The organism is Candidatus Pelagadaptatus aseana (assembly GCF_040362265.1).
Lineage (GTDB): Bacteria > Pseudomonadota > Gammaproteobacteria > Pseudomonadales > Cellvibrionaceae > Pelagadaptatus > Pelagadaptatus aseana.
This window is the reverse complement of sequence record NZ_BAABNJ010000001.1, coordinates 260,441-277,199: the sequence shown is the minus strand read 5'-3', so window position 1 is coordinate 277,199 and position 16,759 is coordinate 260,441. Positions and strand designations below refer to the sequence as shown.

11 protein-coding genes are annotated in these 16,759 nt (G+C 55.5%); 4 read left to right on the top strand and 7 right to left on the bottom strand.

The features are described 5' to 3' along the window. Nucleotides 1-148 precede the first annotated feature (148 nt). The 3 genes from ACPXV9_RS01285 to ACPXV9_RS01275 all read left to right on the top strand — a co-directional run bounded on the left by ACPXV9_RS01285 (nt 149) and on the right by ACPXV9_RS01275 (nt 3,863). On the top strand, nt 149-1,084 hold the full coding sequence (locus tag ACPXV9_RS01285) for an extracellular solute-binding protein (protein WP_423893900.1): 936 nt from the start codon (nt 149-151) through the stop codon (nt 1,082-1,084). A gap of 124 nt (nt 1,085-1,208) precedes the next feature. Further along, entirely contained in the window at nt 1,209-2,828 is a 1,620-nt protein-coding gene (locus ACPXV9_RS01280) for an ABC transporter permease (RefSeq protein WP_423893899.1), read from the top strand. Nucleotides 2,829-2,849: 21 nt separating this feature from the next. Continuing rightward, on the top strand, nt 2,850-3,863 hold the full coding sequence (locus ACPXV9_RS01275) for an ABC transporter ATP-binding protein (RefSeq protein WP_423893897.1): 1,014 nt from the start codon (nt 2,850-2,852) through the stop codon (nt 3,861-3,863). Nucleotides 3,864-3,972: 109 nt separating this feature from the next. Here ACPXV9_RS01275 and ACPXV9_RS01270 read toward each other — a convergent pair whose 3' ends face one another. The 4 genes from ACPXV9_RS01270 to ACPXV9_RS01255 all read right to left on the bottom strand — a co-directional run bounded on the left by ACPXV9_RS01270 (nt 3,973) and on the right by ACPXV9_RS01255 (nt 12,116). Further along, entirely contained in the window at nt 3,973-6,111 is a 2,139-nt protein-coding gene (locus tag ACPXV9_RS01270) for a TonB-dependent receptor family protein (RefSeq protein ID WP_423893896.1), read from the bottom strand. 302 nt (nt 6,112-6,413) lie between these two features. Continuing rightward, nucleotides 6,414-8,381: a PQQ-binding-like beta-propeller repeat protein gene (locus tag ACPXV9_RS01265; RefSeq protein ID WP_423893894.1), complete on the bottom strand. Its 1,968-nt coding sequence runs from the start codon at nt 8,379-8,381 to the stop codon at nt 6,414-6,416. Nucleotides 8,382-8,395: 14 nt separating this feature from the next. Continuing rightward, entirely contained in the window at nt 8,396-10,363 is a 1,968-nt protein-coding gene (locus ACPXV9_RS01260; protein ID WP_423893892.1) for a pyrroloquinoline quinone-dependent dehydrogenase, read from the bottom strand. Further along, nucleotides 10,356-12,116, bottom strand: a complete 1,761-nt coding sequence (locus ACPXV9_RS01255) for a lyase (protein ID WP_423893891.1) — start codon at nt 12,114-12,116, stop codon at nt 10,356-10,358. The genes ACPXV9_RS01260 and ACPXV9_RS01255 overlap by 8 nt, the downstream gene beginning before the upstream one ends. 385 nt (nt 12,117-12,501) lie before the next feature. Here ACPXV9_RS01255 and ACPXV9_RS01250 point away from each other — a divergent pair, with 385 nt between their 5' ends. Continuing rightward, nucleotides 12,502-13,761 (top strand): EAL domain-containing protein, encoded by a 1,260-nt coding sequence (locus ACPXV9_RS01250; protein WP_423893890.1) that lies wholly within the window; start codon nt 12,502-12,504, stop codon nt 13,759-13,761. Nucleotides 13,762-13,823: 62 nt separating this feature from the next. On the opposite strand, the gene ACPXV9_RS01245 is transcribed toward ACPXV9_RS01250, so the two are convergent. The 3 genes from ACPXV9_RS01245 to ACPXV9_RS01235 all read right to left on the bottom strand — a co-directional run bounded on the left by ACPXV9_RS01245 (nt 13,824) and on the right by ACPXV9_RS01235 (nt 16,410). Beyond that, nucleotides 13,824-14,213: a DUF3127 domain-containing protein gene (locus ACPXV9_RS01245; protein ID WP_423893888.1), complete on the bottom strand. Its 390-nt coding sequence runs from the start codon at nt 14,211-14,213 to the stop codon at nt 13,824-13,826. 70 nt (nt 14,214-14,283) lie between these two features. Then, nucleotides 14,284-16,143, bottom strand: coding sequence for a ferrous iron transporter B (gene feoB / locus ACPXV9_RS01240; protein WP_423893886.1), 1,860 nt, complete (start codon nt 16,141-16,143; stop codon nt 14,284-14,286). Between the two features lie 30 nt (nt 16,144-16,173). Continuing rightward, the gene (locus ACPXV9_RS01235; RefSeq protein WP_423893884.1) at nt 16,174-16,410 is read right to left on the bottom strand and encodes a FeoA family protein; all 237 of its coding nucleotides are present in this window, start codon (nt 16,408-16,410) and stop codon (nt 16,174-16,176) included. Between the last annotated feature and the right edge of the window lie 349 nt (nt 16,411-16,759).

Here is a 16,759-nt window from a genome sequence, read left to right as displayed (position 1 = left end):
GCTGCCTGCTGTCACTGTATGGCGTACGCAAGGGCTGTTTCGAGGTCCGCTGGTCGTTATTAAAAGGAACGAGTGATTCAAGATGAAGAAATTGTTGGTAACTGGAATATTGTGTCTAAGCTCCTTTGTAGTTAATGCTGCAGAGGAAGTGAATATTTACTCCTATCGTCAGGCCTATCTGATCGAGCCGGTGTTGGAGGCCTTTACTGCCGAGACAGGTATCAAGGCCAATATCGTCTACGCCAAGAAGGGACTGGTAGAGCGTTTGCAGCGAGAAGGCGAGTTCAGTCCGGCGGATGTGGTTCTGGCCACGGACATCAGTCGGGTAGTGGAATTCTCCGACAAGGGGCTGTCACAGGCTCTGAGCAGCGATGTCATCAACGCCAATATTCCCGCCCAGTATCGCGATCCGGAAAATCACTGGTTTGCCCTGACGCTGAGGGTTCGCAATATCTATTCGGCCAAAACTCTGGGGGATCTGTCCGGTATTGCCTTCGAAGATCTCACCGATGAAAAGTACAAGGGTCAGATTTGTACCCGCAGTGGCAAACACCCCTACAACGTGGCTCTGGTGGCTTCCCTGATAGCCCATCACGGCGAAGCGGGCGCAAGAGAGTGGCTGCAGGGTGTTAAAGCCAATCTGGCCCGCCGCCCACAGGGCAATGACCGGGCGCAGGTAAAAGCCATCAAGGAAGGCCTGTGCTCCGTGGCGCTGGGTAACAGCTACTACTTCGGCAAGATGCTCAACAACGAAGAGCAGAAGCCCTGGGCCGATGCCGTCAACATCAATTTCCCCAATCAGAAGGATCGTGGCGCCCACGTTAATGTCAGTGGCATGGTGCTGACCAAGTACGCCCCCAACAAGACCAATGCGGTACGGCTGATGGAGTACCTGAGCGGCGATCAGGCACAGGAAATTTACGCCTCGGTGAATATGGAATACCCGGTAAAACCCGGTGTGAAAAATTCCGAACTGGTGGATTCCTGGGGCACGTTTGAGGCCGATGACCTGGCGCTTGAGACCATTGCCAGAAATCGTCCGGCGGCTTTGAAGCTGCTCGATGAGGTCAAGTTCGACCTGTAATGGCTGTTATGGCTCACAGGCCATTGCCGCGGTCGCGGGGATGGCCCTGAGCTCCGTATAAAAAGATCAAAAATCATTCTCATTATTAGGTAGAATGCCCCTTTTTTGTCTGGGGAAGTTCTGAATGTTCGCAAAACCCGCCAAAAACTGGTTGATACCCAGCTGGCTGTTGGCGCTCTTGCTTTCCCTGCCCCTGTTGGCTTTGATCATCAGCAGTTTACAGCCGGCTGATGAGACCTTTCAGCATCTGCTCGATACGGTGCTTTGGGATTATGTCGGCAACTCCCTCAAACTGGTTTCCCTGACGATTGTGTTTGCGTTGCTGTTTGCCCTGCCGGCGGCTTGGTGGGTGGCCAATTGCGAGTTCCCGGGGCGCCGCTACTTTTCCTGGATGCTGCTGTTGCCGCTGGCCATGCCCGGTTATGTGGTGGCCTATATTTACACCGATTTCCTCGATTACGCCGGACCCGTGCAGCGAGCATTGCGCGGGGTATTTGGCTGGACATCGCCACAGGACTACAGCTTCTGGGAAGTGCGCTCCATTTCCGGTGCTGCACTGGTGCTGGCACTGGGTTTGTTTCCCTACATCTATCTGATCGTTCGCAATACCTTTGCCCAGCAAGAAGCGCAGCTGGTTAACGCCGCCAGATTGTTGGGTGCCTCGCCCTGGCAGAGCTTCTGGCGCGTCGCCCTGCCGCTGGCCCGGCCGGCCATTGTGATTGGCGTCAGTCTGGTTGCGATGGAAACCCTGGCCGACTTTGCCGTGGCTCATTATTTCGCTGTCAGCACCCTGACCACCGCGGTGTATGACACCTGGCTGGGGTTGAACAGTCTGGAAGCCGCGGCGCGGCTCTCGGTGTTTATGTTGCTGGGGATTATGGCATTGGTGATTCTGGAACGAGTCAGCCGTCGCGGTCAGGTGCAGCTGGCGGGCAAGAATGCCGGATCGGTTTTGCGTTTGAAGATGAGTATTAAAGGTCGGGTGCTGGCCTGGTTATTTTGCGCGAGCCTGTTCGTTGCCGGCTTTTTGTTTCCGTTTGTCACGTTGCTGGATTTTGCTTTCAGTTATTTCTCTGAGGCCTGGAGTGAAGAGTTGTTTGAATACAGCTGGAACAGCCTGACGCTGTCGGGCAGTGTGGCCCTGATCTGTTTGCTGATGGCACTGCTGTTTACCTACAATCAGCGCCTGCACAGCAGTGTCTGGCAGCAGGTGCCGGTGAAGCTTTCTTCCAGTGGTTACGCGATTCCGGGAACGGTGTTGGCCATCGGTGTGCTGATCGCTCTGACGGCGCTGGATCACGGGGTTAACCGTTGGGCGCAGTCGTTTTCGCTGGAGCGACCCGGTCTGATTTTCAGCGGTACCGTGTTTGCTATTGGCTTTGCCTTTATCATCCGGTTTATGGCCATTGCCAACGGCGCCATAGAAGCGGGTTTTTCCAGATTGCCCGAATCGCTGGATTTATCCAGCCGCCTGTTGGGGCAGAATGCCTGGCAAACTTTTTATCGCGTGCACCTGCCTCTGTTGAAAATGCCCATGCTGACAGCGGCTCTGCTGGTGTTGATTGAGTGCATGAAGGAGTTGCCCGCGTCTTTGATTTTGCGCCCGTTTAATTACGATACTCTGGCAACCTATGTGTATCAGTATGTGTCGGATGAGCAGTTGGAGTTGGCGTCTCTGGGGGCAATTTTTATTGTGTTAATGGGTTTGTTGCCGGTAATGGTTATGGCTCGCAACCGTTCGTAGTTGTGATGGGATATTGATTGTATGCGCTTGAAAATTGAAAACCTCTATTGCTCCTATCGCTCTGAGTCGGTGTTGAAAGACTTTAATCTGAACGTGGGTGACGGTGACAACGACGGTGAAATCGTTTGCCTGTTTGGCAAAAGTGGCTGCGGCAAGAGCACGTTGTTAAAAGCCGTGGCCGGCTTGCTGCCGATTGATTCCGGGTTTATCCGGGTTAATGGCTCGGTGGTAAACAGCCCAAAGGTTTTCTGGCCGCCGGAGAAGCGTCAGGTGGGTATGATCTTTCAGGATTACGCCCTGTTTCCCCATCTGACCGTGCTGGACAACGTCGCCTTTTCGCTGCCCAAGTCTGCTGTGGCTGAGGCGCGCGAGTTGCTGCAACTGGTGGGGCTTGAGGACAAACTGGGCAGCTACCCCCATGAGCTCTCCGGTGGCCAGCAACAGCGCGTGGCCATTGCCCGTACTCTGGCCGCGAAACCCCAGGTGTTGTTGATGGACGAACCCTTCTCCAATATCGATCATCAGATTCGCTTTGAGTTGATGCGCGATATTCGCCAGATTTTAAAGCAGAAAAAAATCTCCACCATTTTTGTCACCCACAACAAAACCGAGGCCTTTGCCTTTGCCGATAAAATTGCGGTGATGGCCGACGGTGCGGTGGCACAGTTTGATCGGGTCGAGAACGTTTATCTGAACCCCGTTAATGGCACCGTGGGCAAGTTACTCGGTGAGCTTAATCAGTTCTCCTGCGAGTGGTTGCTGGTGCAGCGCGATAACGGCGCTGTGTTGATGGACGAATCCATGGTGGTGGCAACGGGGCAGGAGCTGTTGGTTCGTCCACAATACGTACAGGTGGAAAAAAGTGCCGGTGCCGCCGCGGTTGTCGAGGAGCTGATTATGACCGGTGATCACACCTATGTGCGCTGTTCTCTGGGAGGGCTGTCGTTGATAGCGGTGAAGACGGTGGATCAGCGTTTGGTGGAAGGCGATGAAGTGGTGGTGATGATTTTGCCGCATAACCTTTGCCTGATTTGACGGCCAAAATTTTAAGACTCATAAAAAAATACCCGCAGATTGCGGGTATTTTTTTGTCCGTTGAGGCACAACCAGCGCCTGGTATCAGGCGACTGGTTGGTAAGATCTCTTAGAACTTGTAGTTGATACCAACAGACGCAGTGCGTGCTTTGTTGGGGCGAGCACCGTCTGGGGTACGGGAAACAATTTCCTGTTGGTCCAGCAGGTTTTCCACTTTCAGGAAAACGGTTGCATCGCTGTTCAACGTGTAGCGACTGATAAAGTCTACGACGAAAAGGGAGTCGGTTTCGCCGAACGGGTCGTTGGTGCGGTTGCAGCCGGCTTCAACACAGGTTTCGCTGATGTATTTTGCTACAGCGTAATTGTTCCAGCCATTGCCGTGCTCCAGACCAACGCGCAGGCTTGCCGTGTGCTCAGGTACATCTTTCAGCGTGTCGCCATCCAGTACGGTGGTGTTGTCGGCGCTGTTCTGAGTGGCTTCGGCGTCGGTGTAGGTGTAGGCCAAATCCACGGGTACGGTAAAGTCGCCGGCCATGAAAGAGGTGCTGGCTTGCAGTTCTACACCCTGAATAACCGCCTCACCGGTGGTGAAGCTGCCGGAGGTGTCGCCATTACTACAGGGGCTGCCTACGGAACAATTCTCGGCTTTGTCGGAGAAGTCGCTGTAGAAAGCGATGGCTTCCACAAACCAGGCGTCCTGACTGAAGCGGGCTCCGGCTTCGTAATTGATGCTGGTCTCAGGGTCTTCGGTTTCTTTGGCGCCGCCACCCAGTGGTGAGAAACCTTTATGAACGCCGGCCAGAAGCTGCCACTGGTTATTCAGGTCGTAGGTGAAGGACACGCCGGGCAGCAGTTCTTCGGTTTTGCTGGAGCGAGTGGAATCCACCACGGTGCGCTCCGGGTTGTCCCACTGTACACGACTGCTGTCAACGCGTTCATAGCGCAGGGCCATGTTCACATTCAGGGTTTCGGTGGCTTGCCAGCTGTCGGTCAGCCACAGGGTGTAAGCCTCGGTTTCTTCTTCGCGGTTGTTGCTGCCAGTCGGTGCGGTGGTGCTGACGTATACCAGCTCGCCATTAACCTGATCATAGACTTCAACGGGCTGGTAGCGATCCATTTCATCGTCGTGCAGGCGGCCGCCAACCGCGACTTGGTGATTGCCCAAGTCGATATCAAAGTTGACATCCAGACCGCGGGATTTGTACACACGGTTGTTGTGCTTGTAGTCCAGACCGGCTTCGTCAATGGTGCCGTCCAGAATGCCCTGGGCATTGGCATCACCGGCATTGGCCGCATCAACGTAGGAACCGCCACCACTGAGTTTGAACCAGTCGCGCTTGTACTCGTTGAAGTAGGCAATGGTTTGCATGGAAACCGTATCGCTCAGTTCAATGTTGTGCGTCAGGGAGAGGTGCTCGTGACGGTTGTTCATCTGATCCAGCTCGGACAGACCGTAACGGCGATCTTCGTCGGCTTTAAAGTCGGCGTCGGTCAGGCCCAGATAGGTTTCGTCAGAGGTTTCTTCGGAGTATTGCAGTTTCAACAACAGGTTTTGTTTCGGACCTTCGCCGGCAGACTGCCAGCCCACCTTGACCATGTAATCTTCGATATCAAAGCCGGTATCTTGGCTGCTGCGGTCAATGTCTTTGAAACCTTCCGCGTCGCGCTGGACGGTTTCAACCAGCCAGCTCCACTGGCCGGAGTTGGCACCGTAGTGAGCATGGATGTCGGTGGAACCACGCTCATCGACGATCAGCTCAACTTCACCGCCATTTTCAGCGGGGATCGGGGTGGTAACCATGTTGATGACGCCGCCGGTGGTTTGCGGGCCATAGCGAAGCAGTGGGGCACCTTTCAGCACTTCGATGTTGGACATGCGCATGGCTGTCGGGAAGTAGTAAGCATCGGGTGCGGTGTAGGGAGCCGGTGCAATCATAACGCCGTCTTCCATCAGGGTTACCTTGCTGCTGCGCTCGGAGGTGGCGCCGCGGATGCCAATGTTAGGGCGCAGGCCGGCACCGTCTTCTTCGCGAATGTAAATACCGGGAACGGTTTTAAGAGCCTGGTTGATATCAACCAGTGACTCGATATTGATTTGTTCACTGCCTACCACGGCGCCTGAGCCGGCAACCTGACGGGCATCTTCAGGTGAGCCAATGATGGTCACTTCTTCGATGTGATTGTCAGCCAGAGCGAAGGCGGAAGTTGCCAGAGCGATGGCTGCAGCCAGAGTACGTTGCTTGAACATGAAATGCTCTCCTTATGGTGTTTGGATTCGGCGCTTGCTCTGTGGCGGTGGACTTTATTGTGGGGCCGAGGTTTTAATCGTTAGGGCGCGGATAGTAATGCAACTGATAATGATTATCAAATGAATTCGTAGTTATTTGGGGGCGAGGGTGCAGAGTGGGTTTTGGACCCTGCGGTAAATGGGGGCGAGGATTAAGAGGAAGGTGATGAAGCGGTAAAGAAGCGCGGATACGTCAAGCGGGAGGCGGGATAACAGGTGGCGGCGTCAGTGCCGGCCACCTGTAGAAATAATATGTATCCGTGTTATTGGTCTGACAACCGATATCCCAGCAGCACATTGCCGGGCAACTGCCCAAACATGGCATAGCCCGATTGCACATAGAGCCAGTCGCCGGCCAATACCTGACCATCCACATCAATGGCGCCACCGTGGCCGTCGATGCCATTGACGGTATCAAAGGGTACGGCGGTTTCGGTTTGCCATAAAATCTTGCCGCTTTGAATATCGTAGGCGCGCAGTACGCCATTGAGACCACCGCTGAACACCACCTCGTCGGTGGCGGTGGCTGAAGCCGATAAGCCGTAATAGAAGGAGCACTGGTATTGCTCTGCCAGTGGCCGGTTTTTTCCGGACCGCATATTTTGCAGACCCACCAAGGGCTTGTCTTCGTCGGCCAGATAGCAACCGCGCTCTACCCCCTGAAACCAGATGGGCTCACCGGTGCGCACATTGAGTGCGTGAATGCCGGGGCGGGGCGTGTACTCGGGGCGCTGACGCTCGGGATCGGCGGCCGGTACCAGCAGGTATTCCCCCGACAGTGCCATGCCCCAGTGAATGCCGCCATTAGTGGTGGTCTGATGTTGATTGGGGCCGATGGCGGCGTTGCTGACGCGGGTTTTCCACAGCAGCTTGCCGTCCATGTCCAGTGCCATGGCATCGCCGGATTTTTGTCCTGCCAGTAACAGCTCGGTGCCATCGTTCAACTGGGCGTGAATAATGGAGGCGCCAATATCGAAATCACCGCCGGCGTTTTCCGGGCAGTTGCTGCCGCCATTGAGGCAGGCGGCGTTCCAGACATCGTTGGCGGTGGCCTGAAAGACCCAGAGTTGTTTGCCGCTGTCCAGATCCAGTGCCACTACCGCATCGGAGGTCTCGGTGGCCGGGTGGGTCAGATTTTCTCCGGTACCGATATAGAGACGGTTGCGCTCGGCGTCGATGGTGGGTGTGCTCCACACCGACGCGCCAGAAGGGCCAAACAGGGTTTTGCCATCGGTGGTGATGCCCTGCTCGACAGCATCCTGGGTGGCGTGCCATTCCCACAGGCGCTCACCGTTTTCAATGTCCAGTGCTATGACACCGCCATGGGATTTACAGCAAACGTGTTGCGGGTTGCCGGCAGCGGCTACTTCATAGGACGAGATGGGAACAAACAATTTATCCTGGTGGAAGCTGATGGAGCCGGTGATGGTGGAGGTGCTGAACAGACGCATATCGGCGCGCCATTCAATCTCGAAGTTGCTCGGATTGACGGCGTACACCACAGCCATGGAATCGGCAAAAACCAACAGCGGTTTCCCGGCGGCGTCCTCTGCCAGAGTGATGGCCGAGCGAATGCCACTGGCGACTTTGGTGTGGCGATGGACACAACCTGCGGTTCGATCGATCGCATACAGACGGCCGCTTTTATCACCAAAATAGAGGGTGTTACCGAGCACCACTGGCTGGGAGCGCATGTCGGTGACCTTGGGGAAGGCCAGTGCCCAGGCGAGTTCCAATGAGCCCACATTGTCGCGATTGATGCGGGTCAGATCGGGCGGCAGATGACGACGATTGCCTTCACCCAGTCCCCAGTTACTGACAAAGCTTTCACCCGCGACGGCATCCGGGTGTTGGCAGGCGTTGTTATCCATCCAGTCGAATTCGGCGGATTCCGAGCCGGACAGGTAAATGGCAATCAGCCCCTGTTCGATATCACTCAGGTGTGAGGCCATGGGCTGCATCTTGCCGAATTTCATGGCGACTGCCACGGTGTCGAGAGAAAACCCCGACAGGGCTTCACGACTGGGGGCGTGCATCTGTGGGTTGTCATGGCAACCGGCGCAGTGCTGGTCAAACAGCTTTTCGCCGAGTACTCCAAGGTGCAGGGTGTCGGCGTGTTGCAGTGCCAGGGTTTCAATTTTTTTCAGGGGTTTGTCCTGCAGTGCCAGCCAACCGCCGGCCGCTATCAACAGTATTGCGATAGCCGCACAAACTATTTTTAAAAATTTCATCAAACGTCTCGTCGTTATTGTTCTGGCAGGGCGAACGCCATCAGGTAATCACTTTGGCCGCGGTTAAACATGGCGTGCCCGCCAGCGTTGATCACCACGTATTGCTTGCCTTTGTATACATAGGTCATGGGGGTGGCGGTGGCGTCAATGGGCAGGGTGTGGCGCCACAGCACATCGCCGGTGGTGACATCAAAGGCGCGAATCTGTCGATCCATGGTGGCACCGATAAAAAACAGGCCGCCGGCTGTGGCTATGCCACCGCCCAGATTGGGGGTGCCCCAATCAATGTGGAAGGGCGCTTTGATGGGACCCATTTCATGCACCGAGCCCAGCGGTTTTTCCCACAGAATCTTGCCGCCGGTCAGACTGACGGCCACCAGTTTGCCCCAGGGCGGTTCGTTGCAGGGAATGCCCAGCGGTGACACCAGGGCACCCAGATCGACGTCATAAGGGGTGCCGTTCATTTTCAAACGCATGCGTTCACCGGCGGTGGGATGATCCCGCTCGCCGCCCTGTTCGCTGTCGCCGGTGGCAATCAAACGTGCGGTAAAGGGCATGTTATTGACGTTGACCAGCAGCGTGTCCTGATCGGCCAGCAAGGCGCCGCCGCCCCAGTTGGGGCCACCGAGGCTGCCGGGAAACAGCAGTGTGAGTTTTTCACTCAAGGGAGTAAACACACCCAGATTATCCAGTGCGGCCAGTTGTTTGGCGCAGTGGTTGCGATCCCATGGCGTTAATCCCCAGGCGTGTTGCGGCATCAAAAAAGGATCCAGTAACTGCGGTGGTGCGATGGGCTTGGGCTGGGTTGCCGCGGCCTGTTCGCCCGGAATTTGTGATGGGGGTACCGGGTGCTCGGTAATTTCCCACAGGGATTCTCCGGTCAGACGGTTGAGAATAAACACATAGCTTTGCTTGGTCAGCTGGGCCAGCGCGGGAATGGTTTCACCGTCTTTATTCCAGTCAAATAAAATGGGTTGCGCTGGCGTGTCGTAATCCCAGAGATCGTGGCGCACATGCTGAAACGACCAGACCAGTTCGCCGCTGGTTAAATTAAGGGCGACCACACTGTTGGCGTGATTATTGTTGCCATCGCGGTTGCCACCGTAGTAATCCGGCGAGGGCGCGCTGGTGGGTAAAAACACCAGATTGTTATCGGTATCCACAGAAATGGGCGCCCAGACATTGGCGCTGCCACTTTCTTTATGGCCGGCTTCTGTTTCAGGGTCGCCCAGAGGGTCCCATTGCCAGACCGCTGAGCCATCGAGGGTGTCAAAGGCGAGTACGGTGCCGCGCGGGGTTTTGCTGTAGGCAAAATCAATGATGGTGGAGCCGGTGACGACCACGCCATTGGCGGCGACCGGCGCAGAAGAGTTGGCGACATGGCCGGCGGGTTCTTCCGAACCATAGAGCGCAATTCGGCCGTTGTTGCCAAAGCCGGAGCAGGTATTGCCGGTGAGGGCATCCACGGCAATCAGCTGGCGATCGTGGGTGCTGGTAAACAGGCGATGGCGGCACGCTTCACCTGCCGGTACACGCGTTTCTTCGTAGTAGGACAATCCGCGGCAGCGAAAGGTGCGGTCGCCCCCAGTATCGATTTTAGGATCAAAGCTCCAGCGTTGTTCACCGCTGCCCGGATCAAGCGCGATGATGCGATTAAAGGGCGTGCAATAAACCAGTGATTCACCCGCCGCTTCAGGTAACAGTAGCGGCGTGGCTTGTGCCGAAGTTTGGTGCATCAAATCGGCGTGGGTTTCCTGGTCGCCACTGCGAAACTCCCAGGCCACTTCCAGTTGATCGACATTGGCCCGGGTGATTTGTCCGGCGCTGGAATAATGCTTGCCGCCCTCATCGCCGCCATAATGTTGCCAGCCTGAAGCCGGCTCTGGGGCAATTTGTCCGGCAGCCATATGAGACGGCTCAGCGCACCCGGTTTGCATGACGGCTGCTGCGATCATGACCACAGCCATTCGTAATTTAATCACGCGGTGTAATCCTTAACAGTGTCGGGGTGCCACCTTCGGTTTGCCAGGTCGGGAAGTGCGAGTTACTGGTGTAAATGGCCCCATCTTCTTCGGCAATTTCAATGTCGCGGGTAAAGAAGCGCTGCCGTGGCATGGGGTAAACCTTCCAGCTTTCGCTGGCGATATCAAAACCCAGAATGGTGTCGGACTGGTTGCCGTTAACCCACACTGTGCCACGCTGGCGATCGACGTTAAGGGCATAGGGCAGTTCATTGACCACGGGCAATTCGTAGTCGGTAAATTGTTTGGCGGCCGGGTCGTACTTCACCAGCAGAGAATCCTGAAACGCCACAATCCAGACATTGCCGTCGGCGTCGGTGCGCAAGCGACGCGGACCGTTGTAAGGGAATTTGATCATGGTGATCTCGTCGGTATCGGGATCAATATGGGCAATGTCATTGGCGTAGAGTCGCGCCACCCAGACACCGCCATCCGGCGCAACATCAATACCGTAAGGCATGGGCAAACCGGAGGACTCGTTATCCGGTGACGGGGTAGGTCGATTCTCCGGATCCATGCTGAAGATCGCCGGCAGCATTTTCAGGATGGCCCACTCTTTCAGGCTGCGCGCCGGCAGGTCGTACATTTTGAATTCGCCGCTGCTGCGATTAAACCGGGCCACCTGAGACGACAGGGCCATGGTGAACCAGACGTCGTCGTTGTCATCGGTGCGGATGGTGTGTGGGTAAAAGCCTCTGGGCATGTCGTGAATGATGAATTCTTTTTTGCTGACGTCGAACTCAAGCAGTGCCTGCTGCATGGACGGGGTAATAAAAATATTGCCGTCTTTTTTGGAGTAGGCAAACGAGTGCACACCCATGTAGTTGTACATTTTCGGGAATACCTGAAAACGGTTGCCGAGAATGCCGCCGACTTTGGCGTCTTCGTAATGGGGCACTTTATAGACGGTGTAATCCCCAGTGTCCGGATCTATCTCGTAGATGCGATCAAACAGATTGTCGCCGACGTAGACGTAACCGTTGGGGTGCAGCAGGAAGTCATGCATTTGAGAAAAGCCATCGCCGATGGGCCACTCGGTCATTTCGATGTCAGACAAGTGGGCTTGCCAGCGCTTCGGCTCGGGCACGGTCTGAGGGTTGTCGCGCAACTCGCGGTATTCCTGTTGCAGCAGTTCGGCCACGCGTTGATGCTCGTCGTTGGGCAGGCGAGCGCCGTAGGTGTTCATGCGCTCGATCACACTGACCCACTGCTCCGGGGTGCGCTCGTTGCGCATAAAGGGTGACGCCTGCTGGTGGCAGAAAGCGCAGTTCAGCTGGAAAGATTTTTTCAGGGTTTCGTCGCCACCGAACTGCAGCTGCGATAACCAGACATTGGAGGGGTAGCTGGCGATGTATTCCTGTTCACTCATAGGGATCAGAGTCTTCTCACCTTCCGGGCTGTCGAAATAGATATCGCGAAAGCCCTGGGCCCGGGCGCGATAGCTGAACTGTCCCTCGGTGTGCTCAAAATGGATTTTACCCTCGGCATCGCTGAAACGGGTCAGGGTCGTAGCGGATCGATTGGTGACACCGTGTGGGGCATAGCCGTCATCGGACAGGTCGGCCTCGGGGATCTGGGTTGGGGTCTGGGTGACCATTACCTGGGCCAGAGGCTTGCCTTGCTGATCGGTAAACATCAGTTCGCCGGCTTGCAGGGTATCAGCAAGGGTGGCGTGGGAGAAAATGGCCGCAGCGGCCAGCAGATAAAAGCGCATTCAACGTATCCGTAGTTATTGTCATTGTAACTATCGTAGCTGTGAGGCGGGGGCGGCGCATTGCCCCAGCGAGACTTTCGCTATGGAAAATCGCGCCAACAGATTGATGCATCTTTTTGGTGCATGGTTGTTTTTGTGTGCCCGTTTTGGTGCGCGGATTGATGGTTTAAGGGGCTGAAGCGCCTTCTCAGGGTGAAAACTAAGGTTTTGGTATGGCTGGCGCGGACTTTGCCTATATGGGCGGGTTGTATGTTTTGCAGGGGTAAATGCCTCTGCTGTCACAGAGGTTTTGTTGTGTGTGAAGTCATGGGTGATAGCGCCCACCGTTTGTCAGTGCCAGTGGTGATGCTGCGGGCGACCAAAGATGTCTGGGGGGGAGCCCCCAATGTTTAACAATGATTGGAATTTTGATCTGGTTCAGAGCGCTCTGGTTTCGCTCAGCGAGCAAAGCTCTGGAATGATCGATCCCGATTGTCTGGTTCCTTATTTTCAGCCCATTGTCCACGCGCCCTCCGGGAAAATTGCGGGCTATGAAGCGCTGGCTCGAATCAGGCAGGGTGAAAAGATGGTATCGGCGGGTCATATTTTTGATTGCGCCGATTATTCCGCCAGCGATCGCTTGTGTTGGGATCGCCATGTGCGTTTGCAGGCTCTGCAATATTTCGCCAGCAACCCTGAAGCCGGTATTCTGTCGTTCAATGTTTCCCCGAGTTGGATCGATCAGCTTGGTATTGAGGATGTGATACCCACTCTGGATATGATTGAGCAGGTGGGGATTGATCCGGCGCGGGTCGTGATTGAAATCAATGAGCTCAGTGGCAATCTCGATAAATTGAAAACCGTGGTGGCCCGATATCAGGCCGCCGGTGTGCGCGTTGCCATTGATGATTTTGGCAATGGCGCCTCGCAAATCGAGCGCCTGCTGGCGATCAATCCCGATATCATTAAATTGGATATGCATTTGTTCAAGCGCGCCAATGGCGATGTGCTGACGTCGGATTTTCTGTTGTCGTTTGCCAATATGGCGCAGCGCAGTGGCTGTATGATTGTCTGTGAAGGCATTGAAACCGAGGAGGAGTATCACTTTGCCCTGGAGTGCGGCGCCGAGTTCTGTCAGGGCTGGTTGTTTTATCAGGCCATGGAACAAACCATTGCCGCAGAGGACTCCGTTGATCTGTGTCGCCAGCTGAATCAATCCTATCTGACGCGCAAGCTCCGTGTCAGTGAGCTCAAGCAAAAGCGCTTTGAAAGTCTGCAAGGCCTGACACGCCAGCTGGCTGAGACCATAGGCAGTGATTCGGACGTACAGGTCGATGCCGCAGCATTATCCGAATCCGGTGTGATCCGGTTTTATCTGTGCGACCGCTTCGGGCAACAGACCAGCCCGAACTTTGAAGTGGGTGCGGATCAGTTGCACATCGATCATGCCTATGTGGGCTACAGCTGGTCGCACCGGCCTTTCTTTGTGGAGCTGCTGACGCAGAATGCCGGCAGCGAAGATGTGATGGTGTGTTCCGAGTTGTACCGCGATCGCACCAGCCAATCGTTCTGTCGGACGCTGGCGCTGCCGCTGAATGAGTCGCAACTGTTGCTGGTGGATGCGCTGGATTACGATGGTGCGTTGTTGATGGGGGCAGAAAATTAGTGGTTGTGCAGGATCAATCCAGGCGCTCACAGGAGCGCCTGGTCGGGCTTTGATTCGTTAAATCAAAAAGGCACGTCGTCATCTTCGTACATGGACGATGGTGGCGCCTGATTAAAATCCGGCATGCCCTGATCGTAAGCCGGGGCCTGACTGGCCGATTCAATGCGCCAGGCCTGCAGGCTGTTAAAGCATTTTTCCGGTTTGCCCGGGGGTGACCAGAGGCGACCGGACAAATTGAAGTGCACCTTGATTTCGTCGCCCAGATTGTAGGCGTCCATGATGCCGCACTTGTCCTTGATCAGCTCGAAAGCCAGATAGTTGGGGTAGGCGGGGTTTTCCCCTTCGCCAGTGGCTTTAATAACAAATTCACGCTTGGTAAAACCGTTGCTGCCGTATTCGGTGGTGTCGCCAATGGAGTGGATTTCTCCCTGGACTTCAAAGCTTTGAGACATGATTTACTTCCTGCTGGTTGAGGGGCAATCCTACCATTGATTGCCCCCGGTTAGCAGCAGTCAGCCGGGTTTAGCTCAGCAGTTGTGCCAGCTGGAAAACCCCGAGGGCGATGGCATAAGCGGCGAGACCGTAGCCAATAAACATCTTTACCACCAGACTGTTGGAATTGCTCTCTTTGCGCAGAATCGCCATGGTGGAAATGCACATCAGGGCGATGGAGAAGAATACCAGCAGGGCCAGTCCCGAACCCAATGGCAGGTTGCTGGCCTGAATGGTGTCCACCAGCGACACCATGTTTTCTTCGGCGCCTTCAATGCCGAACATGGTGCCCAGTACCCCGACAAACACTTCCCTCGCCAGCAACGACGAAATAATGGCTACGCCGTAGCGCCAGTCGAGCCCCAGAGGTTCGAACACCGGCTCCATAAACTGGCCGATCTGCGCCAGCCAGGAACTGGTCAGGTCTTCGCCTTGATTGGGAAAGTAGCCCAGAAACCAGACCGCCGCGGTGACCATAAAGATCACGCCACCGGCCTTGGTGACAAAGTGCTTGCTGCGGTTCCAGGAGTGACGCAGCAGCGGTTTCAGACCCGGCAATCGGTAGGGTGGCATCTCCAGAATAAACGGCAGGTCGTCAAACTTTTCCTTGCTGAAGCGGGAGATAAGACCCGTCACCAGCAGGGCAAACATCAGGCCGAACAGATACACCAGCGTCATGGCCAGCCCCTGCCAGCCAATGAGGCCGCCCAGTGCGGTGGTCTGTGGCAGAAACGCGGCAATCAACACCAGATACACCGGCAGGCGCGCCGAACAGGGCATCAACGGTACGGCCATATAGGTCAGGCGGCGCTTCTTGGGCGAGTCGACCGCGCGCGATGCGTAGATGCCGGGAATGGCGCAGGCCACGCCGGACAACAGTGGAATAAAGCTCTTGCCGGTCAGACCGAACAGACGCAGCGGTTTGTGGCAGATCAGCGCGGCGCGGGCCATATAACCGGAGTCTTCCAGCAGGCCGATAATAAAGGTCAGAATAAAAATCTGAGGTACAAACACCAGAAACGCACCGACGCCACTGAACAGGGCGTCGGCCACAAAATCCGCGGCAATTTGATTGGGGATCAGGGGGACGATCCACCCCGCCGCTGCGGCCAGTGCCCCCTCCACCGCATCCATGGCCGGGCCGGACCAGGTAAAAATGGATTGGAACAGCAGGTACATGATCACAAAAAACGAAATGCCGCCGGTCACCGAGTGTAAAAAGAAGCTGTCGAGGCGGGCCTGTGATTTCACCAGCAGATCGCCTTTGGGGCTGTACTTGGTGCTCAGCTGGTAGCTGTTGCCGCGCAGGATTTCATCCGGGGTGTCGGCGTATTTGGGGTTGGGAGCCTGGGCGTGATCGAATTCGATCGCTTCACAAAGCCGCTCTTTGGCGCTGGCCATCCATTCATGCAGTTTGTTGATGCCCAGACCGGAGCGGGCTGAGAGGGCAATAACCGGAGCGCCCAGTTCGTCTGATAAACCATCCAGATCAATCTGCATGCCGTGTTTCTGCAGGACGTCGTACATATTGGCCAGAATCACCAGCGGTTTCTGATGCCGGGCGCATTCGCGCACCATTTGTGAAGCCAGAAACAGGCTCTTTTCCAGACGGGTGATATCCAGTACACAGGCCACGCCGGCAACATCGGGGTCGGTCAGGGCGCGATAGAACTGGTCGACCGCAACCTGCTCTTCACCGGAAATGGATTGCAGCGAATAGGTTCCAGGGAAATCCACCAGATTGATTTCCGGATTGGTTGAGAGGTTGCCGGAGCTGACATCCACCGTGATGCCGGGGAAGTTGCCCACTTTGTGTTGCAACCCGGTGAGGCGGTTAAACAGCAGGCTTTTGCCGGAGTTGGGGCTGCCGACGAGAATGATTTTGCTCATAATGCTTAGACTTCAGAGGGGCTCAGGGGGTTATTCTGACCGTTCGATGGCGATTTGCCCGGCGATTTTGTCATCCAGTGAGTAGAAGGTGTTGCTTACCCGGTAGACCTTGGGAGCGCCCATGCCCGGTGAGTGGTGGCAGTTGACTTCATTGCCTGGGTGAAAGCCCAGCTCGGTCAATCTGGATTGGTAGCTTGCGGGCAACTCGTCACTAAAATTTACGATTTTGGCGGTGTCGCCAGCCTTGAGGGACCAAAGGGAATTCATGGTGGGGGAGCTACCTGTCTGAATCAATGATGTATGTTAATGACAATCAATCTCAAGAATATATCCGAAGAGTGGATTAATAAATAAGAAAGCTTGATTGGGGACAAGCAGGGGACGAAAATTCTGCCACCCTTGTCATTCTGAGTCGCGCAGCGGCGAAGAATCTCTGATCTTGGCGGTCGCTTCGGGAGATCCTTCGTCGCCAGGGCTCCTCAGAATGACTGGGTGAGGCCTCAGAATGACTCGGGGAGACCACAGTATGGTAGGAGAGAACTCAGGATGACGTTGGCGGAACCGGTTGGTCCTCCTGACAAATCTGATCCCCGTAGTAGTTGTCATCGTAGTTGCA

Coding starts and splice junctions, on each gene's coding strand:
- ACPXV9_RS01245 (WP_423893888.1), bottom strand. CDS start 14,213: ATGTCTCAAAGCTTTGAAGTCCAGGGAGAAATCCACTCCATTGGCGAC.
- ACPXV9_RS01235 (WP_423893884.1), bottom strand. CDS start 16,410: ATGAATTCCCTTTGGTCCCTCAAGGCTGGCGACACCGCCAAAATCGTA.
- ACPXV9_RS01280 (WP_423893899.1), top strand. CDS start 1,209: ATGTTCGCAAAACCCGCCAAAAACTGGTTGATACCCAGCTGGCTGTTG.
- ACPXV9_RS01265 (WP_423893894.1), bottom strand. CDS start 8,381: ATGAAATTTTTAAAAATAGTTTGTGCGGCTATCGCAATACTGTTGATA.
- ACPXV9_RS01255 (WP_423893891.1), bottom strand. CDS start 12,116: ATGCGCTTTTATCTGCTGGCCGCTGCGGCCATTTTCTCCCACGCCACC.
- ACPXV9_RS01250 (WP_423893890.1), top strand. CDS start 12,502: ATGTTTAACAATGATTGGAATTTTGATCTGGTTCAGAGCGCTCTGGTT.
- ACPXV9_RS01270 (WP_423893896.1), bottom strand. CDS start 6,111: ATGTTCAAGCAACGTACTCTGGCTGCAGCCATCGCTCTGGCAACTTCC.
- feoB (WP_423893886.1), bottom strand. CDS start 16,143: ATGAGCAAAATCATTCTCGTCGGCAGCCCCAACTCCGGCAAAAGCCTG.
- ACPXV9_RS01275 (WP_423893897.1), top strand. CDS start 2,850: ATGCGCTTGAAAATTGAAAACCTCTATTGCTCCTATCGCTCTGAGTCG.